The organism is Streptomyces sp. NPDC049597 (assembly GCF_040675505.1).
In the GTDB taxonomy this organism is placed as follows: domain Bacteria; phylum Actinomycetota; class Actinomycetes; order Streptomycetales; family Streptomycetaceae; genus Streptomyces.
This window is the reverse complement of the sequence record NZ_JBFAOY010000002.1, coordinates 163,150-187,495: the sequence shown is the minus strand read 5'-3', so window position 1 is coordinate 187,495 and position 24,346 is coordinate 163,150. Positions and strand designations below refer to the sequence as shown.

The 24,346-nt window shown below is 70.5% G+C and carries 21 protein-coding genes and 1 tRNA gene; 8 read left to right on the top strand and 14 right to left on the bottom strand.

What is annotated here, in order from left to right:
• Positions 1–98 precede the first annotated feature (98 nt).
• Positions 99–860 (top strand): DUF6227 family protein, encoded by a 762-nt coding sequence (locus tag AB0K02_RS04705; RefSeq protein ID WP_365990895.1) that lies wholly within the window; start codon positions 99–101, stop codon positions 858–860.
• Between the two features lie 9 nt (positions 861–869).
• Here AB0K02_RS04705 and AB0K02_RS04700 read toward each other — a convergent pair whose 3' ends face one another.
• The 4 genes from AB0K02_RS04700 to AB0K02_RS04685 form a co-directional block, all read right to left on the bottom strand.
• A complete protein-coding gene (locus tag AB0K02_RS04700; RefSeq protein ID WP_365990894.1) occupies positions 870–3,014 on the bottom strand; it encodes a fructose-specific PTS transporter subunit EIIC in 2,145 nt (714 codons plus the stop codon).
• A complete protein-coding gene (gene pfkB, locus AB0K02_RS04695; RefSeq protein ID WP_365990893.1) occupies positions 3,011–3,964 on the bottom strand; it encodes a 1-phosphofructokinase in 954 nt (317 codons plus the stop codon). The genes AB0K02_RS04700 and pfkB overlap by 4 nt, the downstream gene beginning before the upstream one ends.
• Complete coding sequence (locus AB0K02_RS04690; protein ID WP_365990892.1) at positions 3,961–4,722, bottom strand: DeoR/GlpR family DNA-binding transcription regulator; 762 nt, start codon at positions 4,720–4,722, stop codon at positions 3,961–3,963. The genes pfkB and AB0K02_RS04690 overlap by 4 nt, the downstream gene beginning before the upstream one ends.
• A 222-nt stretch (positions 4,723–4,944) precedes the next feature.
• Positions 4,945–6,501: an MFS transporter gene (locus AB0K02_RS04685; protein WP_365990891.1), complete on the bottom strand. Its 1,557-nt coding sequence runs from the start codon at positions 6,499–6,501 to the stop codon at positions 4,945–4,947.
• Positions 6,502–6,563: 62 nt separating this feature from the next.
• Between AB0K02_RS04685 and AB0K02_RS04680 the strand changes: the two genes are divergently transcribed.
• A complete protein-coding gene (locus AB0K02_RS04680; protein ID WP_365990890.1) occupies positions 6,564–7,523 on the top strand; it encodes a YafY family protein in 960 nt (319 codons plus the stop codon).
• A gap of 220 nt (positions 7,524–7,743) precedes the next feature.
• Here AB0K02_RS04680 and AB0K02_RS04675 read toward each other — a convergent pair whose 3' ends face one another.
• Positions 7,744–8,772, bottom strand: a complete 1,029-nt coding sequence (locus AB0K02_RS04675) for a sigma-70 family RNA polymerase sigma factor (RefSeq protein WP_365990889.1) — start codon at positions 8,770–8,772, stop codon at positions 7,744–7,746.
• A gap of 150 nt (positions 8,773–8,922) precedes the next feature.
• Here AB0K02_RS04675 and AB0K02_RS04670 point away from each other — a divergent pair, with 150 nt between their 5' ends.
• Positions 8,923–9,465, top strand: coding sequence for an N-acetyltransferase family protein (locus tag AB0K02_RS04670; RefSeq protein WP_365990888.1), 543 nt, complete (start codon positions 8,923–8,925; stop codon positions 9,463–9,465).
• A gap of 73 nt (positions 9,466–9,538) precedes the next feature.
• Here the strand turns inward: AB0K02_RS04670 and AB0K02_RS04665 are convergent, their stop codons facing one another.
• Positions 9,539–10,321 carry a class III extradiol ring-cleavage dioxygenase gene (locus AB0K02_RS04665; protein WP_365990887.1) on the bottom strand — a complete coding sequence of 261 codons (783 nt, stop codon included), beginning with the start codon at positions 10,319–10,321 and terminating at the stop codon, positions 9,539–9,541.
• A 105-nt stretch (positions 10,322–10,426) separates the two neighbouring features.
• Here AB0K02_RS04665 and AB0K02_RS04660 point away from each other — a divergent pair, with 105 nt between their 5' ends.
• The gene (locus AB0K02_RS04660) at positions 10,427–10,942 is read left to right on the top strand and encodes a MarR family transcriptional regulator (protein WP_365990886.1); all 516 of its coding nucleotides are present in this window, start codon (positions 10,427–10,429) and stop codon (positions 10,940–10,942) included.
• Between the two features lie 177 nt (positions 10,943–11,119).
• Here the strand turns inward: AB0K02_RS04660 and AB0K02_RS04655 are convergent, their stop codons facing one another.
• On the bottom strand, positions 11,120–12,652 hold the full coding sequence (locus tag AB0K02_RS04655; protein WP_365990885.1) for an MFS transporter: 1,533 nt from the start codon (positions 12,650–12,652) through the stop codon (positions 11,120–11,122).
• Between the two features lie 202 nt (positions 12,653–12,854).
• Positions 12,855–13,502: a helix-turn-helix domain-containing protein gene (locus AB0K02_RS04650; protein WP_365990884.1), complete on the bottom strand. Its 648-nt coding sequence runs from the start codon at positions 13,500–13,502 to the stop codon at positions 12,855–12,857.
• A 322-nt stretch (positions 13,503–13,824) separates the two neighbouring features.
• On the opposite strand from AB0K02_RS04650, the gene AB0K02_RS04645 reads away from it, so the two are divergent.
• Positions 13,825–15,111, top strand: coding sequence for a M6 family metalloprotease domain-containing protein (locus AB0K02_RS04645; protein ID WP_365990883.1), 1,287 nt, complete (start codon positions 13,825–13,827; stop codon positions 15,109–15,111).
• Between the two features lie 17 nt (positions 15,112–15,128).
• On the opposite strand, the gene AB0K02_RS04640 is transcribed toward AB0K02_RS04645, so the two are convergent.
• Entirely contained in the window at positions 15,129–16,799 is a 1,671-nt protein-coding gene (locus tag AB0K02_RS04640; protein ID WP_365990882.1) for a class I adenylate-forming enzyme family protein, read from the bottom strand.
• Positions 16,800–16,972: 173 nt separating this feature from the next.
• Between AB0K02_RS04640 and AB0K02_RS04635 the strand changes: the two genes are divergently transcribed.
• Positions 16,973–17,045: transfer RNA gene (locus AB0K02_RS04635), tRNA-Arg, on the top strand.
• 81 nt (positions 17,046–17,126) lie between these two features.
• On the opposite strand, the gene AB0K02_RS04630 is transcribed toward AB0K02_RS04635, so the two are convergent.
• From AB0K02_RS04630 to AB0K02_RS04610, 5 genes are read right to left on the bottom strand one after another with little or no spacing between them, the layout of a single operon-like run.
• Entirely contained in the window at positions 17,127–18,254 is a 1,128-nt protein-coding gene (locus AB0K02_RS04630) for a tyrosine-type recombinase/integrase (RefSeq protein WP_365990881.1), read from the bottom strand.
• A complete protein-coding gene (locus AB0K02_RS04625) occupies positions 18,254–18,463 on the bottom strand; it encodes a helix-turn-helix domain-containing protein (RefSeq protein ID WP_365990880.1) in 210 nt (69 codons plus the stop codon). Before AB0K02_RS04625 ends, AB0K02_RS04630 begins: the two co-directional genes overlap by 1 nt.
• 2 nt (positions 18,464–18,465) lie before the next feature.
• Complete coding sequence (gene repSA, locus AB0K02_RS04620; protein ID WP_365990879.1) at positions 18,466–19,890, bottom strand: replication initiator protein RepSA; 1,425 nt, start codon at positions 19,888–19,890, stop codon at positions 18,466–18,468.
• Positions 19,887–20,612: a hypothetical protein gene (locus AB0K02_RS04615; protein WP_365990878.1), complete on the bottom strand. Its 726-nt coding sequence runs from the start codon at positions 20,610–20,612 to the stop codon at positions 19,887–19,889. The genes repSA and AB0K02_RS04615 overlap by 4 nt, the downstream gene beginning before the upstream one ends.
• Complete coding sequence (locus tag AB0K02_RS04610) at positions 20,609–20,854, bottom strand: hypothetical protein (RefSeq protein ID WP_365990877.1); 246 nt, start codon at positions 20,852–20,854, stop codon at positions 20,609–20,611. Before AB0K02_RS04610 ends, AB0K02_RS04615 begins: the two co-directional genes overlap by 4 nt.
• Before the next feature lie 167 nt (positions 20,855–21,021).
• Here AB0K02_RS04610 and AB0K02_RS04605 point away from each other — a divergent pair, with 167 nt between their 5' ends.
• Entirely contained in the window at positions 21,022–21,387 is a 366-nt protein-coding gene (locus AB0K02_RS04605) for a winged helix-turn-helix domain-containing protein (protein WP_365990876.1), read from the top strand.
• A 221-nt stretch (positions 21,388–21,608) separates the two neighbouring features.
• Positions 21,609–23,123, top strand: coding sequence for a peptide deformylase (locus tag AB0K02_RS04600; protein WP_365990875.1), 1,515 nt, complete (start codon positions 21,609–21,611; stop codon positions 23,121–23,123).
• Positions 23,124–24,346 lie beyond the last annotated feature (1,223 nt).

The following is a 24,346-nucleotide window of genomic DNA, read 5'->3' as shown; positions in this document are numbered from 1 at the left end:
GCCCCTTCGTTTTGTCTGAACCCCGAACGTGCTGTCAGACCCAAGCGCTACGTTTAGCAATCAGCAAGTGACGTGTGGCGACGGCCTGGAGACCCACCTTGAACGATCCGATCGATCCGTACGAGACAACCGAGACGCACCTCGAGCGACTCCTGGGTCGGGCGCTCAACTCCTTCGATCTGCCCGACGCGACGGTCGAGCGGCTCGGATCGGCGCTGACTCACGCCAGTTCGCTGCACTCCTCCCACCACGAGGCGGGGCTGCACCGCGCGACCTACCGTCATACGTACCTGCTCGGCGACGGCAGTTCGCTCACTCTGTGGGAGCTCGTCCACAGCAACAGCAACGCCCGTGACACGGAGCAGTACGAGCTCTACGCGGACGAGTCCGAGGCCCGGCTCGCCGCGTCCCGCCTCCCGGCCGGCTTCCCCGGGTTCGCCCAGGACGCCCCCGGCCCCGGCTTCTGCCTGGACGCCGACCTGGAGCTCCTCGCCTCGCTGATGACGCCGCCCCCGCCGCCTCCCCCGCCGATGTACGTCCCCGACGACTCGGCCGACCACGCCCGCCGGGTGCTGCGCCGCGCGGAGAACGAGAACCGGCCCGGCGAGGAGACCGCCCGTCGGTTGCAGGCGGCGTTCGCGCACCACATCACGCAGGTCTTCGGACGACAGTTCCGGGTGGCGGGCAAGGACGCCGGTTTCACGCTGTACGAGCACGCGTTCCTGCTGCTGGACGGCACGGAGACCAGCCTGTGGGAGGTCGAGCACACGGCGACGCCCGACGGCCGCCACATGTGCGAGGTCTACGAGGCGGAGCACGCCGCGCGCGAAGCCATGGAGCTTCGCGCGCGGGTGCGGTAACGGTCCGGATCAGGCGGCGACGGACACCTTCTCCGCCGACGCCGCCTCGGCGGACGCGGCGGCCTGAGCCGGCTTGCGTGCGCCCTTGAGCAGGAGCACCAGGCCCGTGCTGACGAGCGTGCCCGCGACGATGGCGAGCAGGTAGAGGAACGGGTTCCCGATCAGCGGCACGACGAAGATGCCGCCGTGCGGGGCGCGCAGCGTGCACTCGAAGAGCATCGACAGCGCGCCGGTGACCGCGCCGCCCACCATCGCGGAAGGGATGACCCGCAGCGGGTCGGCCGCGGCGAACGGAATAGCGCCCTCGGTGATGAACGAGGCGCCCAGCACCCAGGCCGCCTTGCCGTTCTCCCGCTCGGTCTTCGTGAACAGCCGGCCGCGCACGACCGTCGCCAGCGCCATGGCGAGCGGCGGGACCATGCCCGCGGCCATCACGGCGGCCATGACCTTGAGCGAGCCCTCGGTCGGGTTGGCGAGGCCGCCGACGGCGAAGGCGTAGGCGACCTTGTTGAGCGGGCCACCGAGGTCGAAGCACATCATCAGGCCGAGCAGGACGCCCAGGATGACGGCGTTGGCCCCGGACAGGCCGGACAGCCAGTCGGTCAGGGCCTGCTGGAGCTCGGCGATCGGCTTGCCGACGACGAGGAACATCAGGAAGCCGACCACGATCGAGGAGATCAGCGGGATCACGACGACCGGCATGATGCCGCGCAGTGGCTTGGGCACCTTGAGGCGCTGGATGGCCATGACCGTGAAGCCTGCGAGCAGACCGGCGATCAGGCCGCCGAGGAAGCCGGCGTTGATGGTCAGCGAGATCGCACCGCCGACGAAACCGGGGACCAGACCGGGGCGGTCGGCCATGCCGTAGGCGATGTATCCGGCGAGCACGGGCACGAGGAAGCTGAACGCCAGCCCGCCGATCTGGAACAGCAGCGCGGCCCAGCTCGAGAGGTCGGCCCACACGAACTGCTCGGCCACGGACTTGGCGTCGGAGATCTCGTAACCGCCGATGGCGAAGCCCAGAGCGATGAGCAGACCGCCCGCCGCGACGAACGGGACCATGTAACTGACGCCGGACATGAGCCACTTGCGGAGCTTGGTGCCGTAGCCCTCGCCGGGTTCGCCCGCCCTGTCCACAGGGGCCGACGTCCGCGCCGCCGCGGTGACCTCGCCGCGCTCGGCCTTGCCGCGCACCTCGGCGATCAGTTCGGCGGCCCGGCTGATGCCGGCCTTGACGCCGACGTCCACGGTGGGCTTGCCGGCGAAGCGCTCCTTGTCCCGTACGGGCACGTCGTGCGCGAAGATCACGCCGTCGGCGGCGGCGATGACGGCCGGGTCGAGCCGGGCGAACCCGGCCGAGCCCTGCGTCTCGACGACCACCTCGACACCGGCGGCGCCACCGGCCTTCTCCAGGGCCTCGGCCGCCATGTAGGTGTGGGCGATCCCGGTGGGACAGGAGGTGACGGCGACGACACGGAACGGGCCGCGCGGGGCGGAGCCGGCGGCCGCACCGTCGTCCTCGGCGGTGGCGGTGTCGGCGCCGGTCCGCCCAGCGTCAGCGTCCGCGTCGGACGGCCCCGCGGCCGAAGCCTCGACGGCGCCGCCCTCCGACGGCCGGGAGGCAGCCGTGCCGTGCTCATCCGCGGCCGCACGCACGTCCGACGACGCCGCCTCGCCCGCCTCTTCCGTGACCGGCGCCTCGGCCCGCGACGGTGCGTCGCCGCGGATCAGGGACGCCGTTGCCGAGCGGTCCGTCGACGTGCGCAGCGCGCCGGTGAAGGACTCGTCCATCAGGCGACGGGCCAGCGACGACAGGATCGTCAGATGGGCGTCGTCCGCGCCCGCCGGCGCCGCTATCAGGAAGATCAGGTCCGCCGGCCCGTCCGGCGCACCGAAGTCGATGCCTGCCGCGCTGCGGCCGAAGGCCAGCGTCGGCTCGGTGACGTGGGCGCTGCGGCAGTGCGGGATGCCGATGCCGCCGTCCAGGCCGGTGGGCATCTGCGCCTCGCGCGCGGCCACGTCGGCGAGGAAGCCGTCCAGGTCGGTGATCCGGCCGAGCTCCCTCATCCGTTCGGCCAGCGAACGGGCCGCCGCTTCCTTCGTCGTTGCGGCCAGGTCGAGGTCGACCAGGTCCGCGGTGATCATGTCGCTCATCGCGGGCTCCCTTGTTCGGTGAGGACTCGGTCCAGGGGGATGTCGGCGGTCACGGTGACCGCGGACAGGTCGAGGTCGGCGGGGGTGGGCATCACGCTGCCCGGCAGCTGCACCGCCGCCGCGCCGTGGGCGACCGCCGCCGCCAGTGCGCCGCGGCCCTCCCCGCCGGCGGCGAGGAATCCGGCGAGGGAGGCGTCTCCCGCGCCGACGTTGCTGCGCACGGCGCTCACGGCAGCCGAGCCGAAGTACGCGCCCGCCTCGCAGACGAGCAACTGGCCGTCGGCGCCGAGGCTGGCGAGGACGGAGCGCGCGCCGAGAGCGAGCAACTCCTCCGCCGCCTTGACCGCCTCGCCGACGGTCAGCAGCGGGCGGCCCACGGCCGCGGCGAGCTCGTCGGCGTTCGGCTTGACGACGTCGGGGCGCGCGGACAGCGACGCGAGCAGCGACGGGCCCGACGTGTCGAGGGCGACGCGCGCTCCCGCCGCGTGGGCACGGGCGACCAGTTCGGCGTACCACTCGGGTCCGAGGCCGCGCGGCAGACTGCCGCAGCAGGCGATCCAGTCCGCGGACGCGCAGTGCCTTCGGATCGCGGCGAGCAGCAGGGCCGACTCGACGGGGCTCAGCTCGGGACCGGGAGCGTTGATCTTGGTGAGGGTGCCGTCGGGTTCGGCGACGGCGATGTTCGAGCGGGTGTGCCCGGCCAGCGGCACGGACACGACGTCGATGCCCTGGCCCGCGAGCAGGTCGGCGACGAGTGCGCCGGGCGCGCCGCCGAGCGGCATGACCGCGACGGTGCGGTGTCCGGCCGCTGCGACGGCCCGTGACACGTTGACGCCCTTGCCGCCCGGGTCCATCCGTTCGCCGGTGGCGCGCAGCACCTCGCCGCGGTCCAGCGACGGGACCTCGTAGGTGCGGTCCAGCGACGGGTTCGGAGTGACGGTCAGAATCATGCGCGTACGACTTCCGTGCCCGCGGCTTCGATGGCCGCGGCGTCCTTCGGGGCGAGCCCGCTGTCCGTGATGAGCAGGTCGACGTCCGAGAGGCCGCCGAACCGTGCGAAGTGCTCCTGTCCGTGCTTGGCCGAGTCGGCGAGCAGGACGACGCGGCGCGCCGCGGCGATCTGGGCGCGTTTGACGGCTGCCTCGGCCAGGTCGGGGGTGGTCAGGCCGCCGTCCACCGAGTACCCGTTCGCGCCGATGAAGAGGACGTCGGCGTGGATCTCGCCGTACGCCCGCAGGGCCCAGGCGTCGACGGCCGCACGCGTGCGGTGCCGTACGCGCCCGCCGACCAGGTGCAGGTCGATCCCGGGGTGGTCGGCCAGACGCGCGGCGACAGGCAGGGCATGCGTCACGACGGTGAGCGAACGGTCCAGGGGGAACGCGGCCGCGAGGCGGCCGACGGTGGATCCGGCGTCGAGGATCACGCTGCCCTCCTCGGGCAGTTCACCCAGGGCGGCCTGGGCGATGCGGTCCTTCTCGTCGGCGGCGGTGGACTCCCGCTCGGCGAGGTCGGGCTCGAAGTCGAGCCGCCCGGCCGGGATGGCACCTCCGTGCACCCTCCGCACCAGCCCGGCGCGGTCCAGGGACTTGAGGTCGCGCCGGATGGTCTCGGCGGTGACCTGGAACGACTCGGCGAGCGACAGGACGTCGACGCGTCCGCCGTCCCGGGCGAGCCGCAGGATCTCCTGCTGGCGCTCCGCTGCGTACATGTGGTTCTACATCCGATCCATGCCCGAAGCTGTGGTTTCTCCTAGCAGGCTACGCCCGCATTTCGCCGAAGTAAACAGATTCGGGCATATGAATCCACACAGCCGGGCATCAGGGCAGGCCGATGCCCGCGCCACGACATCGTGGCGCGGGCATCGGAGCACCGGTTCCCCTGCCGGGACCGGCGGCCTCCAGGACAGCGGCATCCAGGACCTGCGGTGGTCTCAGGGCACGAGCACCGGCTCCGGTTCGCCTCCCTGCGCACCCTCCACCTGCTCCGCCGTCCTCTCGACCGGCTCCGAGGCGTCGTCCGCCGCCCCCGCCTCCAGGTGCTGCTTCGGGCGCGCCGGCAGCGCGAACATCACCAGGAAGATCGCGACGAGCACCGCCGCCACCCACCACAGCGAGTGCTGGAACGCCTCGGCGAACACCCGGCCCACCGCGCCCGGTGCCGGCGTCTCCTCGTCGATCGTGCCGAAGAAGACCACGGACACCAGGCCGAGGCCGAGGGCGTTGCCCATCTGGCCGGTCGTGTTGATCAGGCCCGACGCCGAACCGGCGTGCTCGCGCGGCACCTCCGAGAGCACGGCGTCCGTGAGCGGCGCGACGATCAGACCCATCCCGGCACCCATGACGACCAGCGGCAGGCTCATCTGCCAGGGGGCGATCGCCGTGCCGTACCGGTCCGCCTCCCAGATGTAGATCAGCAGACCGGCGACCATCGTCACCGAGCCGGCCTGCAGCACCTTCCGCCCGAACCGCGGCACCAGCAGCTGCACCGACATCCCCGCCGCCGCCGAGACGGCGATCGAGAACGGCACGCCGGTCAGACCGGCCTTGAGCGGGCTCCAGCCGAGCCCGATCTGCATGTACAGCGTCCAGACCAGGAAGAAGATGCCCAGCACGACACCGAACGTCAGCTGCACGGCGATGCCCGCGGCGAAGCTCTTCACCTTGAACAGCGACAGCTCGACCAGCGGGGAGCCGTCCTTGCGGGTCTTGTACTTCTCGTACGCCACGAACACGGCGAAGACCAGCGGGCTGGCGGCCATGCACAGGTGGCCCCACAGCGGCCAGTCCAGCTCGCGGCCGCGGGTGAGCGGGTAGATCAGCATCAGCAGGCCGAGGGTGACCAGGGCGACACCGACGAGGTCGAGCCGGAGCGCCTTCGGGGCACGGGACTCGGTGATGAACTTCCGTCCCAGGATCAGACCGGCGATGCCGACCGGAAGGTTGATCAGGAAGATCGGGCGCCATTCGAGGCCGAAGAGGTTCCACTGGGTCAGCAGCGCGCCGAGCAGGGGGCCGGAGACCGCCCCGAGACCGACGACCGCGCCGAACAGGCCGAACACCTTGCCGCGCTCGTGCGCCGGGAAGGTGACGTGCACGATCGCGAGGACCTGCGGCACCATCATGGCCGCCGCCGTGCCCTGCAGGAGGCGGGAGGCGACCAGCATCTCCTCGTTGGGGGCGAACCCGCAGAGCGCGGAGGCGATCGTGAATCCGGTGATGCCGATCAGGAACAGCCGCTTGCGGCCGTAGATGTCACCGAGCCGGCCGCCTGTGATCAGACCGGCGGCGAAGGCGAGCGCGTACCCCGCGGTGATCCACTGGATCGCGCCGAACGAGGCGCCGAGATCCCGCTCGATGCTGGGGATCGCGATGTTGACGATGGTGACGTCGACCAGGTCCATGAAGGCCGCGGTCATGACGATGGCGAGAGCGATCCATCGCCGGCGGTCCGATGCCGTACCCGTTACGGCGGGCTGCTGTGAACTCATACGAGGATTCTGGAGTGCATATAGGTCAGATCACGTCCTAGATGAGCGCCATCCTGGACAGCATGACGGACACTCCGGCACGACTCCTCAATCTGCTGTCGCTCCTCCAGACACCGCGCGAATGGCCCGGCAGCGAGCTCGCCGACCGCCTCGGCGTCAGCCCGCGCACGATCCGGCGCGACATCGACCGGCTGCGGGACCTCGGTTATCCGGTGGAGGCGACCAAGGGCGCGGACGGCGGGTACCGCCTGGTCGCGGGCGCGGCGATGCCGCCCCTCCTGCTGGACGACGAGGAGGCGGTGGCCATCGCGGTCGGCCTGCGGGCGGGTGCGGGCCACGCCATCGAGGGCATCGAGGAGGCCTCGGTGCGGGCCCTGGCCAAACTGGAGCAGGTGCTCCCGTCCCGGCTGCGGCACCGAGTGACCACCCTCCAGGCGGCGACGCTGCCCCTGACCAGGGGAGACGGCGCCACGATCGATCCGCAGACGCTGACGGTCATCGCGGGCACCGTCACCGGCCGCGAGCGGCTGCGTTTCGCCTACCGCGCCGGCGACGGCGCACAGACGCGCCGGCAGGTCGAGCCGTACCGGCTCGTGTCCACGGGGCGCCGGTGGTACCTCGTCGCGTACGACCTCCAGCGCGAGGACTGGCGCACGTTCCGCGTGGACCGGGTGACGGAACCGTTCGCCACGGGGGCGCGGTTCACTCCGCGGGAGGCTCCGGTGGGGGACGCGGCGGAGCTGCTGAGCCACACGATGTCGCGACAGCAGCAGGAGCACGACGTCGACGTGAGCTTCCGCGCCCCGGCGTCGTTCGTCGCGGCCAGGCTGCCCGAGCACCTGGGCGCGCCCGTCCCGACCGGCGACGACACCTGCCGGCTGCGGACCCGGGCGGCGGACTCGGTGGAGTGGCTGGCGCTGCGTCTGGCGCTGGTGGACTGCGAGTTCACGGTGCACGGACCGCAGCCGCTCCGGGATTACGTGAGGGACCTGGCGACTCGCCTGACGAGGTCCACGGCCTGACGCGGGCGTTCGGGGGCAGCGGACGGTTCTGCGCGGCCCCGCAGCAGCGGACGGTTCTGCGCGGCGCAGCATCGGACGGCCCGACACGCCCGTCACCTGGGATCGCGGACGCCCGGGGGCGCGGTGGACTGCCCCCCAGACGCGCGGCGGCGGACGGTCCTGGTGGATGCCAGGATCGTCCGCCACATGCCCTCGTCCGCGCCGCGCCCAGCGGACGTGACTACGCCGCCGCGTCGAAGCCCGTGTCGCGGGCCATGCGCTTCAGCTCCAGCAGCGCGTGCTTCTCGATCTGACGGATGCGCTCACGCGTCAGGCCGTGCTCCTTGCCGACCTCCGTCAGCGTGCGCTCCCGGCCGTCCTCGATGCCGTACCGCATACGGATGATCGAGGCGGTGCGGTGGTCGAGCCTGCCGATGAGGTCGTCGAGCTCCTCGCTGCGCAGCAGCGTGAGCACCGACTGCTCCGGCGACACCGCCGAGGTGTCCTCCAGCAGATCGCCGAACTGGGTCTCACCGGCGTCGTCCACGGACATGTTCAGGCTGACCGGGTCACGGGCCCAGTCCAGGACGTCGGTGATGCGCTCCGGCGTCGAGCCCAGCTCCTCCGCGATCTCCGCGGCCTCCGGGTCCCTGCCGTGCTCCCTGTTGAACTCGCGCTGGACACGGCGGATGCGGCCGAGCTCCTCCACCAGGTGGACGGGAAGCCGGATGGTGCGGGACTGGTCGGCTATGGAACGGGTGATCGCCTGGCGGATCCACCAGGTCGCGTACGTGGAGAACTTGAAGCCCTTCGCGTAGTCGAACTTCTCGACCGCGCGCACCAGGCCCGCGTTCCCCTCCTGGATCAGGTCGAGCAGAGGCAGTCCGCTGCGCGGGTAGCGCCGGGCCACGGCCACGACGAGGCGCAGGTTGGACCGGATGAAGACGTCCTTCGCCCGCTCACCGGCCGCGGCGAGCGCCTCCAGCTCCTCGCGTGTGGCTCCGCCGGCCTCGCTCTCCACCTCTCCGTCGAGGATCTGGCGGGCGTACACACCCGCCTCGATGGTCTGGGACAGCTCGACCTCCTTGGCGGCGTCGAGCAGTGGCGTGCGCGCGATCTCGTCGAGGTACATGCCGACCAGGTCGCGGTCGGCGATCTCCCCGCCCACGGCGCGAACGCTGCTCGCCCTGTCGGTCCCACCCCCGGAGCCGGAGACCTGAGAGGTGTCCCCAGCGTCGGACTGGCGACGGGCGACGGCACGGGTTGCCATGCGAGCTCCCTTGCTGAGTAGGTCACGACACCCTCCCGGGTGCCCTGCATCCGAAGGAAACAACGACTGGAATCCGGACAGAATTCCCATGGGATGCATCGATTTCCGCGATCATGCAGTACCCTGTGCCGCCACGAAGGGAGAGGACGGATGCCGCCGGAGCGCAGGGACGTGCAGGTCAGGGCTGGCACGGAGGCCGATCTGGACCGCCTCACCGACATCTACAACCACTACGTCCGTGAGACCGCCATCACGTTCGACACCGTCGAATTCACCCCCGGACAACGTCGTCCGTGGCTGCACTCCCACCCTGAAGACGGCCCGCACCGCCTCCTGGTTGCGTGGGACGCGGCCCGAGGCGTCCTCGGCTACGCGACCAGCAGCCCCTTCCGCCCCAAGCCGGCCTACTCGACGTCGGTCGAGGTCAGCGTCTACCTGGCGCCCGAGGCCACCGGCCGAGGCATCGGCACGCTCCTCTACGAGGAGCTCTTCGCGGCGCTCGAGGGCGAGGACGTGCACCGGGCCTACGCGGGCATCGCTGGGGCCACCTCCGCCGAGGGCACGGGGACGAACGAGCCCTCCCACAGGCTCCACGCCCGCTTCGGCTTCCGGCACGTCGGGACGTACGAGCAGGTGGGCCGCAAGTTCGGCCGGTACTGGGACGTGGCCTGGCTCGAGAAGCACCTGAACTGACGGGCGCTCGCCCCCTGTCGGCGCCTCAGCCGGACCGCGCCTCAACCGGACCGCGCCTCAGCCGGACCGCGCTTCAGCCGAACTGCACGGAGCGCTTGGCCAGCCCCATCCAGAAGCCGTCGATCACGCTCCGGCCGGTCCCCAGTTCGTCCTGCGCCGCGCCGAGGGTCACGAACAGCGGGGCGAAGTGCTCGGTGCGCGGGTGGGCGATGCGGCCGGCGGGGGCCTTGTTCTCGAAGTCCAGCAGGGCGTCCACGTCGGCGGCGTCCAGCGCGCGCCGCCCCCAGTCGTCGAACTCCGTCGACCAGCCGGGCGTCCCGGCGTGCCGCAGCGCGGCCAGGTTGTGGGTGAAGAAGCCGCTGCCGATGATCAGTACACCCTCGTCGCGGAGCGGGGCGAGCCGCCGCCCGATCTCCAGGAGCCTGCCGGGGTCGAGCGTCGGCATGGAGATCTGGAGCACGGGGACGTCCGCGCCGGGGAACATCTCGACGAGCGGGACGTACGCGCCGTGGTCGAGGCCCCGGTCCGGGACGTCCTGCACCGGCGTACCCGCGCGGCGGAGCAACTTGCGGACGGAATCCGCCAGTTCGGGTGCACCGGGAGCCTCGTAGCGCACCTGGTAGTAGTGCTCGGGGAAGCCCCAGAAGTCGTACACGAGAGGGACGGTCGCGGTGGCGCCGAGCGCGAGCGGGGCCTCCTCCCAGTGCGCGGAGACCACGAGGATCGCCTTGGGGCGTGGCAGGCCGGCGGACCAGGCGGCGAGCTCACCGGGCCAGACCGGGTCGTCGGCGAGGGGTGGGGCGCCATGGGACAGGTAGAGGGCGGGCATGCGCTCCGCGGTGTGGCTTGCGTTCATGGCGACTGACTCCCATTTCATTGAACATTCAAGTTCAACTCACGAGACTACTCCTGCGGTCAATTTTGTTCAACTTTCAAGAACAGGGGTCGTACAGTGGGATGCATGAACAGGGCATCCATGGGCGACAGCGAGTCCGAGCCGCGCTGGCTGACCGAGGCGGAACAGCGCGTCTGGCGCTCCTACCTGCATGCCACCACTCTCTTCGAGGACCATCTCGACCGCCAGTTGCAGCGGGACGCGGGCATGCCGCACGTCTACTACGGCCTGCTCGTCCAGTTGTCCCAGGCACCGCGCCGCCGCCGCAGGATGACCGAGCTCGCGATCGACGCGAAGATCACCCGCTCCCGGCTCTCACACGCCATCGCCCGGCTGGAGAAGAACGGCTGGGTGCGCCGCGAGGACTGCCCCTCCGACCGGCGCGGCCAGAACGCCGTGCTCACGGACGAGGGTTTCGAGGTCCTCAAGCGGGCGGCGCCCGGGCACGTGGAGGCGGTGCGCCAGGCGATGTTCGACCGGCTCACGCCTGAACAGGTGCGGCAGCTGGGCGAGATCATGCAGGTGATGGCCGAGGCACTCCAGCCGCAGGACACGGGCGCGGACCTGCCCTGGCTGCGCTGAGCGGATCCGGCACAGCGGTTCGGCACGCCGGTACCGCGGCTCGGCACGCCGGCACCGCGGCTCGGCAACCCGGCACCGCGGCTCCGGCCGGTACGCGCGCGCTCGTGCACGGGCAGGGGCCCGGCCCGGGTGATCGACCCGGGCCGGGCCCCTGCCGCGCGGCCTCTCGTATCCGCCTCAGTGCGCCACGACGGGAACCCTGACCTCGTCCTCGGCTCCGTCACCCTCGCCCGAACCCGCGGTGGGCGAACCGGCCCCCGGGCGCCCGGTGTTGATGAACGTCGCGGCGATCACGGCCGACACGGCCAGGATGCCGACCGCCCACCAGATCGCGGACGAGAAGCCGTGCACCATGCCCTGGAGCTCCAGGAGCTTCGGGTCGGCCGCACCGGCCGCGTGCGAGGCGATGTACGAGGTCGTCGCGGACGCGGCGATCGTGTTCAGCAGCGCCGTACCGATCGCGCCGCCGACCTGCTGCGAGGTGTTGACCATCGCGGAGGCGACACCGGCGTCGGCCGGGTTCACGCCGTGCGTGGACAGGGACATGGCCGGCATGAACGCCGTACCCATACCGAGGCCCAGCAGCAGCTGCGCCGGCAGGATCAGGCCCGCGTACGAGCTGTCGATCTCCAGCTGGGTCAGCATCAGCATGCCGATGGCGGCGACGACGAAGCCGGGGGCCATCAGCAGCCGCGGCGGCACACGGGTCATCAGCCGGGCACCGATCTGGGTCGAGCCCGTGATCATGCCCGCGATCATCGGCAGGAAGGCGAAGCCGGTTCTGACCGGCGAGTACCCCTTCACCACCTGCAGGTAGAACGTCAGGAAGAGGAACAGCCCGAACATCGCGATGATCGCGAGGCCCAGCGAGAGGTAGACACCGCCCCGGTTGCGCTCGGTCAGGACGCGCAGCGGCAGCAGCGGGGAGCGGACGTTCGCCTCCGTGACCACGAAGGTGCCGAGCAGCACCGCGGAGGCGACGAACATGGTCACGGTCAGTTCGTCGGACCAGCCGGCGGACTCGGCGCGGGTGAAGCCGTAGACCAGCGCGACCAGACCCAGGGTCGACAGCACGACGCCGGGGATGTCGAGCGACGAGCGGTTCCGCGCGCCCTCCGGCTCGCGGACGACGAGGTACGCGCCGACGGCCGCGATGATCGCGAACGGGATGTTGACGAAGAACGTCCAGCGCCAGTCGAGGTACTCGGTGAGGAAGCCGCCGAGGATGAGGCCGACCGCACCACCGCCGCCGGCGATGGCACCGTAGATGCCGAACGCCTTGGCGCGCTCCTTGGCGTCGGTGAACGTCACCGCGAGCAGCGAGAGCGCGGCGGGCGCGAGCAGCGCGCCGAAGACGCCCTGCAGGGCGCGGGCTCCGAGCATCATCGCCTCGCCGGTCGCCGCGCCGCCGAGCGCGGAGGCGGCGGCGAAGCCGAGCAGGCCGACGACGAAGGTCCGCTTGCGGCCCCACAGGTCGGCGATGCGGCCGCCGAACAGCAGCAGACCGCCGAAGGCGAGGGCGTAGGCCGTGATGACCCACTGCCGGTTGCCGTCGGAAATACCCAGGTCCTGCTGGGCGGTGGGGAGCGCGATGTTCACGATCGTCGCGTCGAGGACGACCATCAGCTGGGCGAGGGCGATGAAGACCAGAGCTTTCCAGCGGCTCGGATCCGGCAGGGATGTGTCAGGTGTTCCGGGTGTTTTCGGCATGGGTGAGGCCACCTAGGGAGTACGAGAGGTCACGCGAGATGCGTGATGGCGTCAAGAGGCCCGCGCGGAAAGGGTTCTCGGCGTTGAGAACCCGGAGGCGGGGTGAAGTCGTCGGCCGGTTCGGGCCCGGCCCGGCACCACCGGATCGGCACGCGGCGGGTGACCGCGAGGCGAGGGCGCTGCCGTCATCGGCGCTACGGCGTCAGGAGCTGCTCCGCAGGTCTTCGAGGGTGGCGGCCGCACCCGGCAGCTCGGAGCGCGCGGGCGCTTCGAGTCCGTCCAGGAACAGCTGCAGATGACGGTGGACGAACCGGTCCATGTTCAGGCACGCGGTGCCCGGCAGGGGCCGGGTGAGCTGGGAGAGGGCGACCATCAGGTCCCCGACAGCGACGTCACCGCGCATCCTGCCCGCCGACTGGGCCCGCTCGACGAGACCGCGCACGGCCTCCTCCAGGAGCTCACGTCCGGCGTGCAGATCCGGGTGGTCGGAGTCGAAGGCTCCGGAGAGCATCGGGCACAGCGCGCCGATGCGCTCGTCGGCCGCCTCGTGGACGAACCGGCGCAGAGCGGCGAACGGGTCGGCCTCCTCGGCCGTCGCCGTCGTCGCGCGCTCGGTGGTGCGGGACATCACGAAGACGACGACCGCGCGGACGAGGACCGCGCGGTCCGGGAAATGGCGGTAGAGCGTGGCGTTGCCGACGCCGGCGCGACGGGCGATCTCGTCGAGCGGGACCTCGGGCCCGTACTCGACGAACATCTCACGCGCGGCCGACACGATCCGCTCACGGTTCCGCAGGGCGTCGGCCCGCGGGCGCGAGGTGCGGCGCGCTGCGGTGGCGGCGGGGCTCACGGCTCCACTCCCTTCCGGTCTCGGTGGGTCCGGCTCCCTCTCCCGACGGGCCTCATCAGGTCTCGACGGGCCTCGCCGGGCTGCGCCGAAGCGGGGAGCCCTTCCCCGTTTCACGGGGACACGGGTGTAAACGGGGAGAGCCTCCCCGGTTATTTCCCGCCCTGGACGTGACCTGAGTCACTTCGACAGGGATGGAACGTGCGGACCCGGAAATACCCTCGATCGGACCACCTCGGCGCGCGGCCGGCCGGAGGCCGACACAGGCTGACGCACAGAGCGCAGCGAGGGTCAGGCCTGCTGCCGCGGACCCGAAGGCGAACGCATGCAGCAGTCCCGCCCCCGGATACGCATACGGAGCAGCCGCCGCCGGCTCGGAGGGCTCGCCGCGTTCGCCGCCCTCACCCTCGCGGCGCTGGCCACGGCGAGCTCCACGCTCCCCGGGCCCTCCGAGGCGTCGTCGGGACCGGTGGCCGCTCCGGACGCTCCGGGCCTCGGGCCCTGCCGCATCCCCTCGGTGTCCGGCGTGCAGATGTCGGAGGGCCTGCCCACACCACCGGGGTACACCCGCTCCACCGGCGAGCTCAGCGCCCTCAACCTCATGATCGATTTCTCGGACGCGGCGGGCGAGGGGCCGGCGCTCGACCGTCTGGCGGAGTTCTTCCCGCAGACCTCCGAGTGGTTCACCACCAGTTCGTACGGCCGGCTCAGCTACCGCCCCCACGCCCCGGTGAGGGACTGGCTGCGGATGCCGCTGCCGTTCGCGGCGTACGGGATAGACCGCGGGTCACCGTACGAGCCGGGGTACCGCAAGCTCGTCGAGGACCTCGTGAAGGTCGCCGACGCGAAGGTGGACTTCAGCCGGTACGACCTGGTCAACGTGCTCGTCACGCCCAACGCCGGCCCATCAGCCCTCGACACCGTGCTGTCCGTGACCTTCTCCGGCAACGACGAGGCTCCGTACGCGGACGGGGTGCCGCTGGCCAACACGTCCTTCGTCTACAGCCGCCAGGACGACGGCTCGGGATCGTACGCCCGGACCGGCTACCGGGTCCTGCCGCATGAGAACGGCCATGTCTTCGGCCTGCCCGACCTCTACACCGCCACGGGCGGAGGCGCCGTCGGCCACTGGGACATCATGTCCGAGGACTGGGGCGCCAACAACGACCTGCTGGGCTGGCACAAGTGGAAGCTGGGCTGGCTCGACCACGACCAGGTCCGCTGCGCCTCCGCGCCGGGCACGACGGAGTACGCGCTCACACCGCTCGCCACGGCCGGCGGCTCCAAACTTGCGGTCGTGCCGCTGGACGAGAACAGCGGATACGCGGTGGAGGTACGGACCCGGGCGGGCAACGACGACGTCGTGTGCGAGCCGGGCGTGCTGATCTACCAGGTCACGTCGAGCGTGGACACGGGCCAGGGCCCGGTGAGGGTGGTGGACAGCCAGACCGACAGCGGCGGCTGCACCCGCAGCCCCAACGTCCACGCGGAACTGTCCGACGCGCCGTACCAGCCGGGCCAGACCTTCGCTGACGCCGAGAACGGGGTGCGCATCTCGGTGGTGCGCAAGGAGAAGGGCAGCGTGTACCGGGTGCGGGTCACCCGCTCCTGAGCCCGCTTCCGTGTGCTTCAGGCGGCTCCGAACCCCGCCCTCAGCTCCCGCTTGAGGATCTTCCCTGTCGGATTGCGCGGCAACGGCTCGCCGCGCAGCACCAGATGCGCCGGCACCTTGAACGCGGCGAGCACCTTGCCGACGTGTGCCCGCAGCTCCTCGGCATCCGCCGTGGCACCGGGCCGCAGCTGCACCACGGCCGCGACCTCCTCTCCGAGCACCGGATGCGGCACCCCGAGAACGGCGGCGTCGGCGACATCGGGGTGGTCGTGCAGAACGCCCTCCACTTCGACGCAGTACACGTTCTCGCCCCCGCGGATCACCATGTCCTTGATCCGGTCGACGACACTGACGCGCCCCTCACGGACGGTCGCGAGGTCCCCGGTCCTGAACCAGCCGTCGCGGAACGCCTCCGCGGTCGCCCGCTCGTCGCGCCAGTAACCCCGCATGACGCCCTGCCCGCGCAGCCACAGTTCGCCGACCTCGCCGTCGGGCAGCGCCTCGCCGCCCGGCCCGGCGATGCGGACCTCGACGGCGGGCGCGGGGCGGCCGACGCTGGTGGGGTGCGCGCGGTAGGAGTCGCCGAAGTTCGCCAGCACTCCCCCGCTGGTCTCGGTGAGCCCGTACCCGTTGCGCGGCTCGATCCGCCGCCCGTACACGGCACTCAGCCGCGCCACCAGGTCGGGCGGGGCGGCGGCCCCGCCGGTGCTCAGGTTGGTGAGCGTCTCGAGGCCCGAGCCGGCCCGCTCGGCCGCGTCCAGCAGTTGCAGCGCCGTGGTCGGCACACCGGAGTAGTGGGTGACCCGGTGCCGCTCGACGAGCGCGAGCGCCTTGCCGGCGTCCCACTTGCGCATCAGGACGAGGGCACCGCCGACGCCCATCATCGCGTAGAGCGTCGTGAACGCCGCGACGTGGAAGAAGGGGAAGGTCATCAGGGTGACGGGGGCCGCCCCCCGCCCCGGCACCTCTCCGCGCCCGAGAGCGGCGGCCGTGGCGTGGTAGCGCGGATGCACGGTGGCCCCGGCCTGCGCGAGATGCGTGGCGACGGCGCCCTTGGAACGGCCGGTGGTCCCCGAGGTGTAGATGATGGTGGCGTCGCTCCCCGCCGCCACGTCCACTGCGGGCGGCCCGGCGAGCGGGTCGGGCGCGTCGAAGTCCTCGTACCGCTCGACGCCATCGGCGGTCGCGCCGTCGTGGTGGAAGACGACGGCCGGCGCGCCGTTCGCCCGCCGCCACGCCTCCACACGGGGCAGCCGCTCGCCGTCGACGAGGAGCACGGCCGGAGTGCAGTCGTCGAGCGCGTAGGCGAGCTCCTCCTCGGTCCACCAGGCGTTGAGCGGCACGGCGACGAGCCCGGCCAACTGCGCGGCCCAGAAGGCGATCTGCCACTCAGGGTGATTGCGCATGGCGATGGCGGCCCGGTCGCCGGGCCGCAGCGCGTGGACCTCGGTGAAGCGGCGCGCGAGGGCGCAGGCGGCGGCGAAGAACTCCCCGTACGTGTACGTTCGGCTCTCGGCGATCAGGAACGGCCGCTCCCCGTATGCCCACGTGGACTCGACGAACTCCCGCAGCGTGCGCGGCCCGGCCACGTACTGCAGCGCACCGTCCTCGCCCCGCACGACGGCGAAGGGCGCACCAGGCGCGGTGAGCCCGTCCCGCACGGCGTCGGACGTCTCGGGCTGCGGCACGGCTCGCCCCTCTCTAAGCGCTCGCTCAGTACGTCGGCGACGCTATGCGGCACCCCGTGCCCCGTCAAGGCCGGGCCGGCCCGACCGCACGCCGTGAGCTGCGAGAAGGGGAATCTCACCGGGCAGGAGAGCTTATCCGCTAGGCTAGGCGCCGGATCTCACGCGGATCCTCCGCCTTCGTAGCTCAGGGGATAGAGCACCGCTCTCCTAAAGCGGGTGTCGCAGGTTCGAATCCTGCCGGGGGCACATCATTAAGGGCCAGTTCAGAGGGTTGATCCCCTCGAACTGGCCCTTTGCCTTGATCGCGGCCGTGCCACGCACGTGCCACTAGGACTCCGCGCCGCCCTGTCTCTGGCGGATCATGACTCCCAGCCGATCGGCAATGGCACGGTCCCGGTCGGCGGTCATGTGCTGATAGATCAGCGCGGCCCGCGCGGTGCTGTGGCCCATGCGGGTCATCAGCTCTCGGGTGCTGGCCCCGGCGGCGACCAAGGTGTTCCCGGTGTGCCGAAGATCGTGGAAGTGGACCTCACTGGAGATGCCCGCCTTGGCCCGCGCCGTGGTCCAGTCATCCCGGAAGTTGCTGCGGCGGAGACGCCCACCTTGGGGACCGAGGAAGACGTGGCCATCACGGCCGGCACCCGCGTAGCGCTCCAGGTGTTCGGTCACGTCGTGCAGGATCTCGTCCGGGAAGGCGACGGGCCGGACGCCAGCCGCGGACTTCGGAGCCTTGTCGAAGAGCTTGCCGTCCTGCATCTCAGCCTGTGCCCGCTGGACCAGGACCACGCGACCCGATACGTCGATGTCTCGGCGGCGAAGAGACGCCAGCTCGCCGAACCGCAGGGTGGTGAAGGCCGCCAGGAGTACGAGCAAGCGGTACCGAGGAGCGATGGCGTCGGCCACGGCGTAAACCTCGGCCACGTTCAGCACCGGCCGCTCGGGCACGTCGTACCGATCGGCTCCCTTGACCCGGCATGGGTTGCGTCGGATCAGTTCATCGTCAACGGCGGTGTTCATCATGGCCCGCAAAATCTGATACGCCTTGACGACGGTCGGCTCCCCCACGCCCGCAGCGAGCAGGTTGGCCCGCCAGGCCCGCACCCGCGCGGTGGTGACGTCAGCCAGAGTCCCCGCGCCGAACGTCGGCTTAATGTGCAGCCGGATCACGGCCTCATTCCGCTCCCTGCTGCGGTCAGCCAGCTTGCGATCCCTCAGCCAGGCGTCCGCGTACTCCCCGAACGGCACGGCCCCCTTGTCAGGGTCTTCCCACTGGCCACGCGAGATGTCGGCCTCGATGTGCGTCAGCGCCACCTCAGCGTCGGTCTTGGTCGCGTAGGTCTGCTCCGCCGTGCGGAGTTGCCCAGTGGCAGGGTCGCGGTATCGAGCCTGCCAGCGCCCGGACTTGAGCTGTCGAACCGAGCCGAAGCGCCGGCGGCTCCCCTTCTTGTTGGCCATCAGGCGACCCTCCGCAGGACGGAGCGTCGGACAGTCACCGGCTCAACGGTGTTGGCCGCGACGAAGGCAGAGACTGCGCTCTCAGGGATGCGGACGTGTCGGCCGACCTTCACGAAGGTGATGCGGCGTTCCTCGATGAGCCGCCGGGGGAACCGGACGGTGGTGCCGAGGAGTTCGGCGACCTGGTCAACGGTGAGCAGTCGTTCCATGGTCACCACTCCCCCGTGGTGTCGAAGTCGTCCAGTTCGGTGCGGAGCTCCCGCGCGAGTTGTCGGTCTTGCTTGATGTCGTTGGCGATGGATTGGGCGAGCCAGGATTCGCCGGGTGTGTGGCCGTGCCCGGCGTAGGTCCAGTGGGCGAGCACGAGCGTGGAGCCCTCCGAGTCGTCGAGGTCTTCGGGGAGCCCGCGGGCCTGGCGTTCCTGGCGGGCGCGGTAGTCGGCCCTCACTTGGCGGAGTGCGCCGAGGGTGGTGGAGTAGCGGCGGGACTTGGTGGAGAAGTGGCCACGGAAGCCGAGCATGTGCGACCAGCGCGCCAGCAGCCGCTCCGGGTAGTCGCCGTCCAGCTCCCAGCACGCTTCGATCAGTCGCCGGGTGTGGGCGGGGAGGTCGAGGCGGTCGAGTTCGCCCAGTTCGACGATCCGGCGGTCCACGGTGCCGGTGGTCTCGGCGGCCTTGGTGGCGTACTTGGCCACGTAGGCGGCCACAGCCTGTTCGGTCAGGTCCTCGTGTCCGAGTGCGCCGATGGGCTGGACGTCGACTTGGGTTCCCCAGCGCAGTTGGCGTTCCGGGGAAGTGCCGGCGGGCGGGACGACGACCAGGACGCGGGCGGCAGCGGCGCGGATCGCGTCGTCCACGAGCGGGACGGTGGCCCAGGCCGGGGGCGCGGAGTCGGGGCCGTCCGGGCCGTCGAGGCGGACCACGGCGTGGAAGTGCACGGCACCGCGCTTTTGGAACTCGGCGACCTTGCCGAACGAGACGCGGCAGGCATCCGACAGCGCACGTTGCGACAGCCCGGCGCGGGCGGCGATCTCCCGGCGCAGGTAGATGGTGAAGCGCTGCCAGAGCTGCCCGGCGTGGTTGTTCCAGAGCACGGCGGCGGCGTAGTCGTAGCGGTCTGGGTTCAGCGCGGTACCCAGGGCGGGGTCGTCGTCCTGGTGGAGCTTGCCGCAGCGGCAGCGTCCGGAGGCGGGGCGGTTGTGGACCGGGCCGAAGGAGGGTGCCGTGAGCGTGGCGAAGACGCGCGGGTGATCGCGGACCGAGTCGGGGACGTCCTTGCGTACGTCGCCGGTGATCCCGGCGCGGATCAGGTGGTAGGTGTCCCCGGCGTAGGTCCAGGCACACGAGGGGCAGCGCGAGGCACGGCGGTTGCCGCAGGCGACCCGGAGCCGTCCACCGGGTTCGGTGGCGGTCGAGTAGGAGTACAGCGTCTCGGCGGTGGCCCTGTCTTTGGTGATCGTCCAGCCTTGGAGGTGGATGGGGTCCGAGCAGCCGCCCGTGCGCCGGATCTGTTCGCGCCAGCGGTCGAAGCCGGGGGTGTTGGCGACGCGCAGCAGGTCGGCCACGGTGATCGGGTCCTGGCCCACGGCCGCCGCCACGTCAGCAACGGCGGCCGAGGGAACGGGGAAGTGGGTCATGCGGCCACCGCCCGCAGTCGAGGGGCGTGGACCGGGGTGGCGGTGGCGAAGAGGTGATCGAGCGCGGTGAGGTAGCCGGAGGTGAGCGGGGCCGGGCCGAGGCGGCGCAGGTGCATCACGGGTGACAGCACCGGGACCAGGCCGTCGACCGGCGTGGTCACCAGCAGGTCGTCATCGGCCCGCACCACATCTGCGTGCAGCCCCGAGTGCTCAGCCAGCCGGACACCGGCCACGGTCAGGAGCGAGGGGAAGACGTCCGGCAGGGTCACGGGGGAAGTGCCGGCGGGGCCGACGATCCGGACGCGGACACCCGACGCGGCCTTGTCGGCAACCAGCGCGGCCAGGTCCCACACGGCATCCACCAGGAACAGCGGGTGCGCGACCACCAGGTCGATGGCGCCCACCGCGTTGAGGAGGACCGAGCGCCACAGGTCGAGCGGGACGACGCTTCGGGTCGGGTAGCAGGTGATCAGCTCATCCCGAGGTGTCGGCACCGACCGGTGACGCTCCCCGAGAGCAGGCCACAGCAGGTAGGCGTCCGTGTGGAGGAGCTTGGCGGCGGCGTGCGCGTTCCTTGCGTGCGGGGTGCGGCCGAGGGTGATCCAGCGCTCCACCGACTTCGGGTCGACACCGAGCCGAGAGGCCAGGCCCTCGATCGTCACGTTCGCGGCAACCATGGCCCCGCGCAGCCGCTCGTTCGCGGTGATCGTCGCAGTGGTCATGCCGCCACCGCCCCGGAGACAGAGACCAGCGGCGTGCCGGTCGACCAGTCGAACGACACGGCCACCGGGCAGTCCCCGCCCGAGCGGTGGACCAGGACGCCGACACCATCGCGCTTCACCCAGTCAGCACCGCCGACGGCGGAGCACGCCTGACACGGCGACGGGACGATCTGAGCGTCCTCGGTACGGGACAGCGGAGCGGTTAACGGCGCGGCGTGCGAGACGACGAGCGTCGCGGGCATGATGGAAGCTCCCTTCAAGGGACGAAGGAGGGCGGCGAAGCTGCTTGGCGGTAGATGCGCCGCCCTCCAGTTCGTATCGGGTGTCCTAGGTGTCACAGTACACCTCTGGTTGCGTGTGGCAAGAGTCCTGGGTGCCCTAGGACGGAAAACGGCGGTAATCTCGGGGGATGAGCCTGAGCCCCGACGATTCCGAGCCCGCTTCCCGTCAGGTAGCCAGCGCCATCCGGGGCGACATCAACTCTGGCGAGTTGGCCCCAGGCGCGAAGATTCCGTCTGTGCGGAAACTCGCCGAGCGCTTCGGCGTGGCGGTGATGACCGCTCAGAGTGCGGTGGAGATCCTTCGATCGGAAGGACTGATCTACACCAGCCCCGGCCGGGGAAGCTTCGTTCGCTCCGACATGCCCACCCAAGCGCCGGAGGGATCAGCCGAGTTCGTCGAGATCACGAAGCACCTCAGCGCGTTGCAGGCCACCGTCAAGGATCTGGCGGATCGCGTCGCTCAGCTCGAGGAAGCCGGTCGGCGGTCGTCGTAGTCAGCGCACCCACCCTCTGACTTAAGTCGGCGACCTCTTCCACGAGGTCCGTCAACTTCCTTACCACCATGGCCAGTTCGTCAGGTGTCACTTCGCTGACCGCCTTCCGTTCGGGTAGCTTCCGTCCTAGTGAAGCCAGCAAAGCGCAGGTCATGACGTTGATTACAGGCTGAGAGTCGATCACTCACAGATCACTCACAGGCACAGCCAGCGGAGGCGAGATGTCCCAGGAGAAGCCGGGAGCTGAGCCGTTCATCGCGGAGCTCAAGCGATGGCGAGACGTCCGGGGGGTTTCACAGTCCGCCTTGGCGAAGGCCGTCGGCTACACACCCTCGTACGTGTCCAAGGTCGAGGGCGGACAACAAAGGCCGGCGCGAGGATTCGCCGAGCAGGCCGACCGAGTTCTTCACGCTGGCGGAGCGCTCCGCCGGGCGTTCAACGAGATCGATCCCCAGGCCCGCAGTGAAGCCGTTCCGCACCAGCAGGCTCCCGACAGTTCCGCAGCGGACAGCCAACCGGCGAGCGTGATCGTCCAGCACGACGACGCCGAGCTGCACTACGACGGCACGACCTATCGAGCGACGCAACGTCGACAGCTCTACAACGCCAGTCCGGACCCGATCGCGCGGTACCTGATCCGTATCTCCGTCGATCGCTACCCCGGCAGCCCTGAGCAGTCGAACCGGCACTATCGCGAGAACCCGCTCACTTGGGAGGAGATCGGCCTTACCGCGAAGGTTGGAGACGAGCCGATCGGATGGCGGGTTCAGCACGACCGGGACGCGTTCAAGGAACTGTGGCTGCTCTTCGAGAACGACTACGGCCGCTACCCGCTCTACCCGGGCGAGTCAACGTGGATCGAGTACTCCTACACCGTGCGGGACGACAAGTGGGGCACCTGGTTCCAGCGCGCAGTCCGGCTCCCAACCGAGCGCTTGAGCGTTCGCCTGAACTTCCCGGCCGAGCTTGACCCGGCCGTCTGGGGGACTGAGACCACGATGACCGCGGCAGCATTCCCCTTCCGCACAGCCATCCATCAGGATGCGTCCGACGACCGGCGCATCTACTCATGGACCACTGATGATCCGCCGCTTCACGCCCGGTACCGGTTGGAGTGGAAGTTCCGCGCCCGACCTGAGCACGAGGAGACCGCACCGACCATGCCCACCAGCGCAAGCGACAAGATGCGATCCATCGGGGTCGTCCAGGCGGGCGATCCGATTCTCACCGGGACGGCGCGAGCGTTCGATCTGCCCCGCGAAGCCGAGGACGCGCGCCGAGTCGTGGCGGAACTGAACTCGGCAGCCGAGCGGGCAGCAGGAATCCATCAGTTCAGCAAGGGCATGGGAGTGGCCGCACCTCAGCTCGGAATCGATCGAGCAGCGGCCATCGTCCGCACCGCCGAGGGCGAAGTGATCACGCTCTTGAACCCGAAGGTCATCGAGCAGTCCAGCGAGACCGATGAGCAGTACGAGGGCTGCTGGAGCTTCTTCGACGTGCGAGGCATGGTGCCCCGACCACTCAGCATCAGCGTGGAACACCAGGACATCGACGGGAATCGCGGCATCACGATCTTCGAGCATGCCGTGGCCCGACTTGTGGCCCACGAGATCGACCACCTCGAGGGCGTTCTCTACACGGCCCGCATGCGTCCCGATGCCGAGCCCATCCCGGTTTCTGAGTATCGCGGCACTGGTCACACCTGGACCTATCAGCCGGACGGGGCGAAGCCCTGACGTCGAGCCCCATTGGGCCTGTTACAGGTTTCTCTACCTCGATCAAGGCGCATCCGCCGCGCACGGCGCGGCAGCGCGCGGCCCGGCGGCCGGGCCGCCGCTCCTGTCTTCGCCCCACGGCCACCCGACCGCCGGCCGCACGCCGAAACGGCGAAGGGTTGACGGTTGAGGAGGCCCGCTGTGGCTGGGGCGGTCGGCTCCACGGCTTTAGGCAGCCACCATGGGGCGAGCCTCGAAGATCGGGGCCCACATCGGGCTATTGCGGGCAGGTCCAGAGACTGCCCGAGTCGCGGGAAGCTTACGGGCCCCGATCTCTCGCCCCATGGCAGCTCCCGCCCAAAGCCGCTACACCGACCTGGTGCTCCCCCTGGTCACCCTGGGGCCGGCTTGAGGGTGACTCCCGGGGCCTGGGATCGAGTCGGCTGCGGATCGCGTCGGCGGTCATAAGCTGGCTGACCTCCAGCGATGCGCGCGTGAGGTATCCCTGCCACACGACGCCACCAAAGGCCAAGGTGCCGCCGATGGCACCGAGGGTGTCCCGGAAGGTGTCTGACATGGCGTGATTCTGGCGCCACCCTGTGTGGCAGGCGCAACTGCCCCCATCTGCTGGGGAATGGGGTTCCGGCAACGAGGCGTGGTGGGCGTTCGATCACGTGCTCGGGATGCCGCAAAGGATCATGCTAGCCTCCGGTGGCCGATGAGGCCTTTCTTCCAACGGGGGTTTGCAATATGGGGATGCGGCGTACTTTCGGGCGCACGGCTGCCATGGGTTCCACAGTGATCGCACTGGTTGGGGTGGTGCTGGCTCCGCAGGCAAGCGCTGCGCAGACCTGCCTTAGCACCACCGGGGCCAAGATGTGCTGGCAGTCCACGGGCGATGACGTGTACATAACCGACACCAAGGCCGATGGCCACCGAGCGGGCGGCTACTACGCCACGGACCGCGGAAGTTACGGATGGTGCGAGAACACCAAGGGCGCAAACACCACGGTGAAGTGCAACCTTGAGCTGGAGGAGCCCGACATGATCAGTTTCTACGCTGCCAGGTGCGAAGGCCCCTGTGGGCCCTTGGGGCATGGCGTTCTGAATCAGTCTGGCTGGAAGCGCGTAGCCGTGTGATTCGGGTGCCGTGCTGAGGTGCGGCTCTCCAGGTGCTCCGGGGGAGCCGCACATTTGGTGTACAACCGTGGGGAGGGGGCAAGGCCCCAGGTCACCCCCCAGCC

Bases quoted from the DNA above. Each gene is read 5' to 3' on its own strand.
- AB0K02_RS04700 (WP_365990894.1), bottom strand. From the start codon at position 3,014: ATGAGCGACATGATCACCGCGGACCTGGTCGACCTCGACCTGGCCGCA.
- pfkB (WP_365990893.1), bottom strand. From the start codon at position 3,964: ATGATTCTGACCGTCACTCCGAACCCGTCGCTGGACCGCACCTACGAG.
- AB0K02_RS04690 (WP_365990892.1), bottom strand. From the start codon at position 4,722: ATGTACGCAGCGGAGCGCCAGCAGGAGATCCTGCGGCTCGCCCGGGAC.
- AB0K02_RS04685 (WP_365990891.1), bottom strand. From the start codon at position 6,501: ATGAGTTCACAGCAGCCCGCCGTAACGGGTACGGCATCGGACCGCCGG.
- AB0K02_RS04680 (WP_365990890.1), top strand. From the start codon at position 6,564: ATGACGGACACTCCGGCACGACTCCTCAATCTGCTGTCGCTCCTCCAG.
- AB0K02_RS04675 (WP_365990889.1), bottom strand. From the start codon at position 8,772: ATGGCAACCCGTGCCGTCGCCCGTCGCCAGTCCGACGCTGGGGACACC.
- AB0K02_RS04670 (WP_365990888.1), top strand. From the start codon at position 8,923: ATGCCGCCGGAGCGCAGGGACGTGCAGGTCAGGGCTGGCACGGAGGCC.
- AB0K02_RS04665 (WP_365990887.1), bottom strand. From the start codon at position 10,321: ATGAACGCAAGCCACACCGCGGAGCGCATGCCCGCCCTCTACCTGTCC.
- AB0K02_RS04660 (WP_365990886.1), top strand. From the start codon at position 10,427: ATGAACAGGGCATCCATGGGCGACAGCGAGTCCGAGCCGCGCTGGCTG.
- AB0K02_RS04655 (WP_365990885.1), bottom strand. From the start codon at position 12,652: ATGCCGAAAACACCCGGAACACCTGACACATCCCTGCCGGATCCGAGC.
- AB0K02_RS04645 (WP_365990883.1), top strand. From the start codon at position 13,825: ATGCAGCAGTCCCGCCCCCGGATACGCATACGGAGCAGCCGCCGCCGG.
- AB0K02_RS04630 (WP_365990881.1), bottom strand. From the start codon at position 18,254: ATGGCCAACAAGAAGGGGAGCCGCCGGCGCTTCGGCTCGGTTCGACAG.
- AB0K02_RS04625 (WP_365990880.1), bottom strand. From the start codon at position 18,463: ATGGAACGACTGCTCACCGTTGACCAGGTCGCCGAACTCCTCGGCACC.
- repSA (WP_365990879.1), bottom strand. From the start codon at position 19,890: ATGACCCACTTCCCCGTTCCCTCGGCCGCCGTTGCTGACGTGGCGGCG.
- AB0K02_RS04615 (WP_365990878.1), bottom strand. From the start codon at position 20,612: ATGACCACTGCGACGATCACCGCGAACGAGCGGCTGCGCGGGGCCATG.
- AB0K02_RS04610 (WP_365990877.1), bottom strand. From the start codon at position 20,854: ATGCCCGCGACGCTCGTCGTCTCGCACGCCGCGCCGTTAACCGCTCCG.
- AB0K02_RS04605 (WP_365990876.1), top strand. From the start codon at position 21,022: ATGAGCCTGAGCCCCGACGATTCCGAGCCCGCTTCCCGTCAGGTAGCC.
- AB0K02_RS04600 (WP_365990875.1), top strand. From the start codon at position 21,609: ATGTCCCAGGAGAAGCCGGGAGCTGAGCCGTTCATCGCGGAGCTCAAG.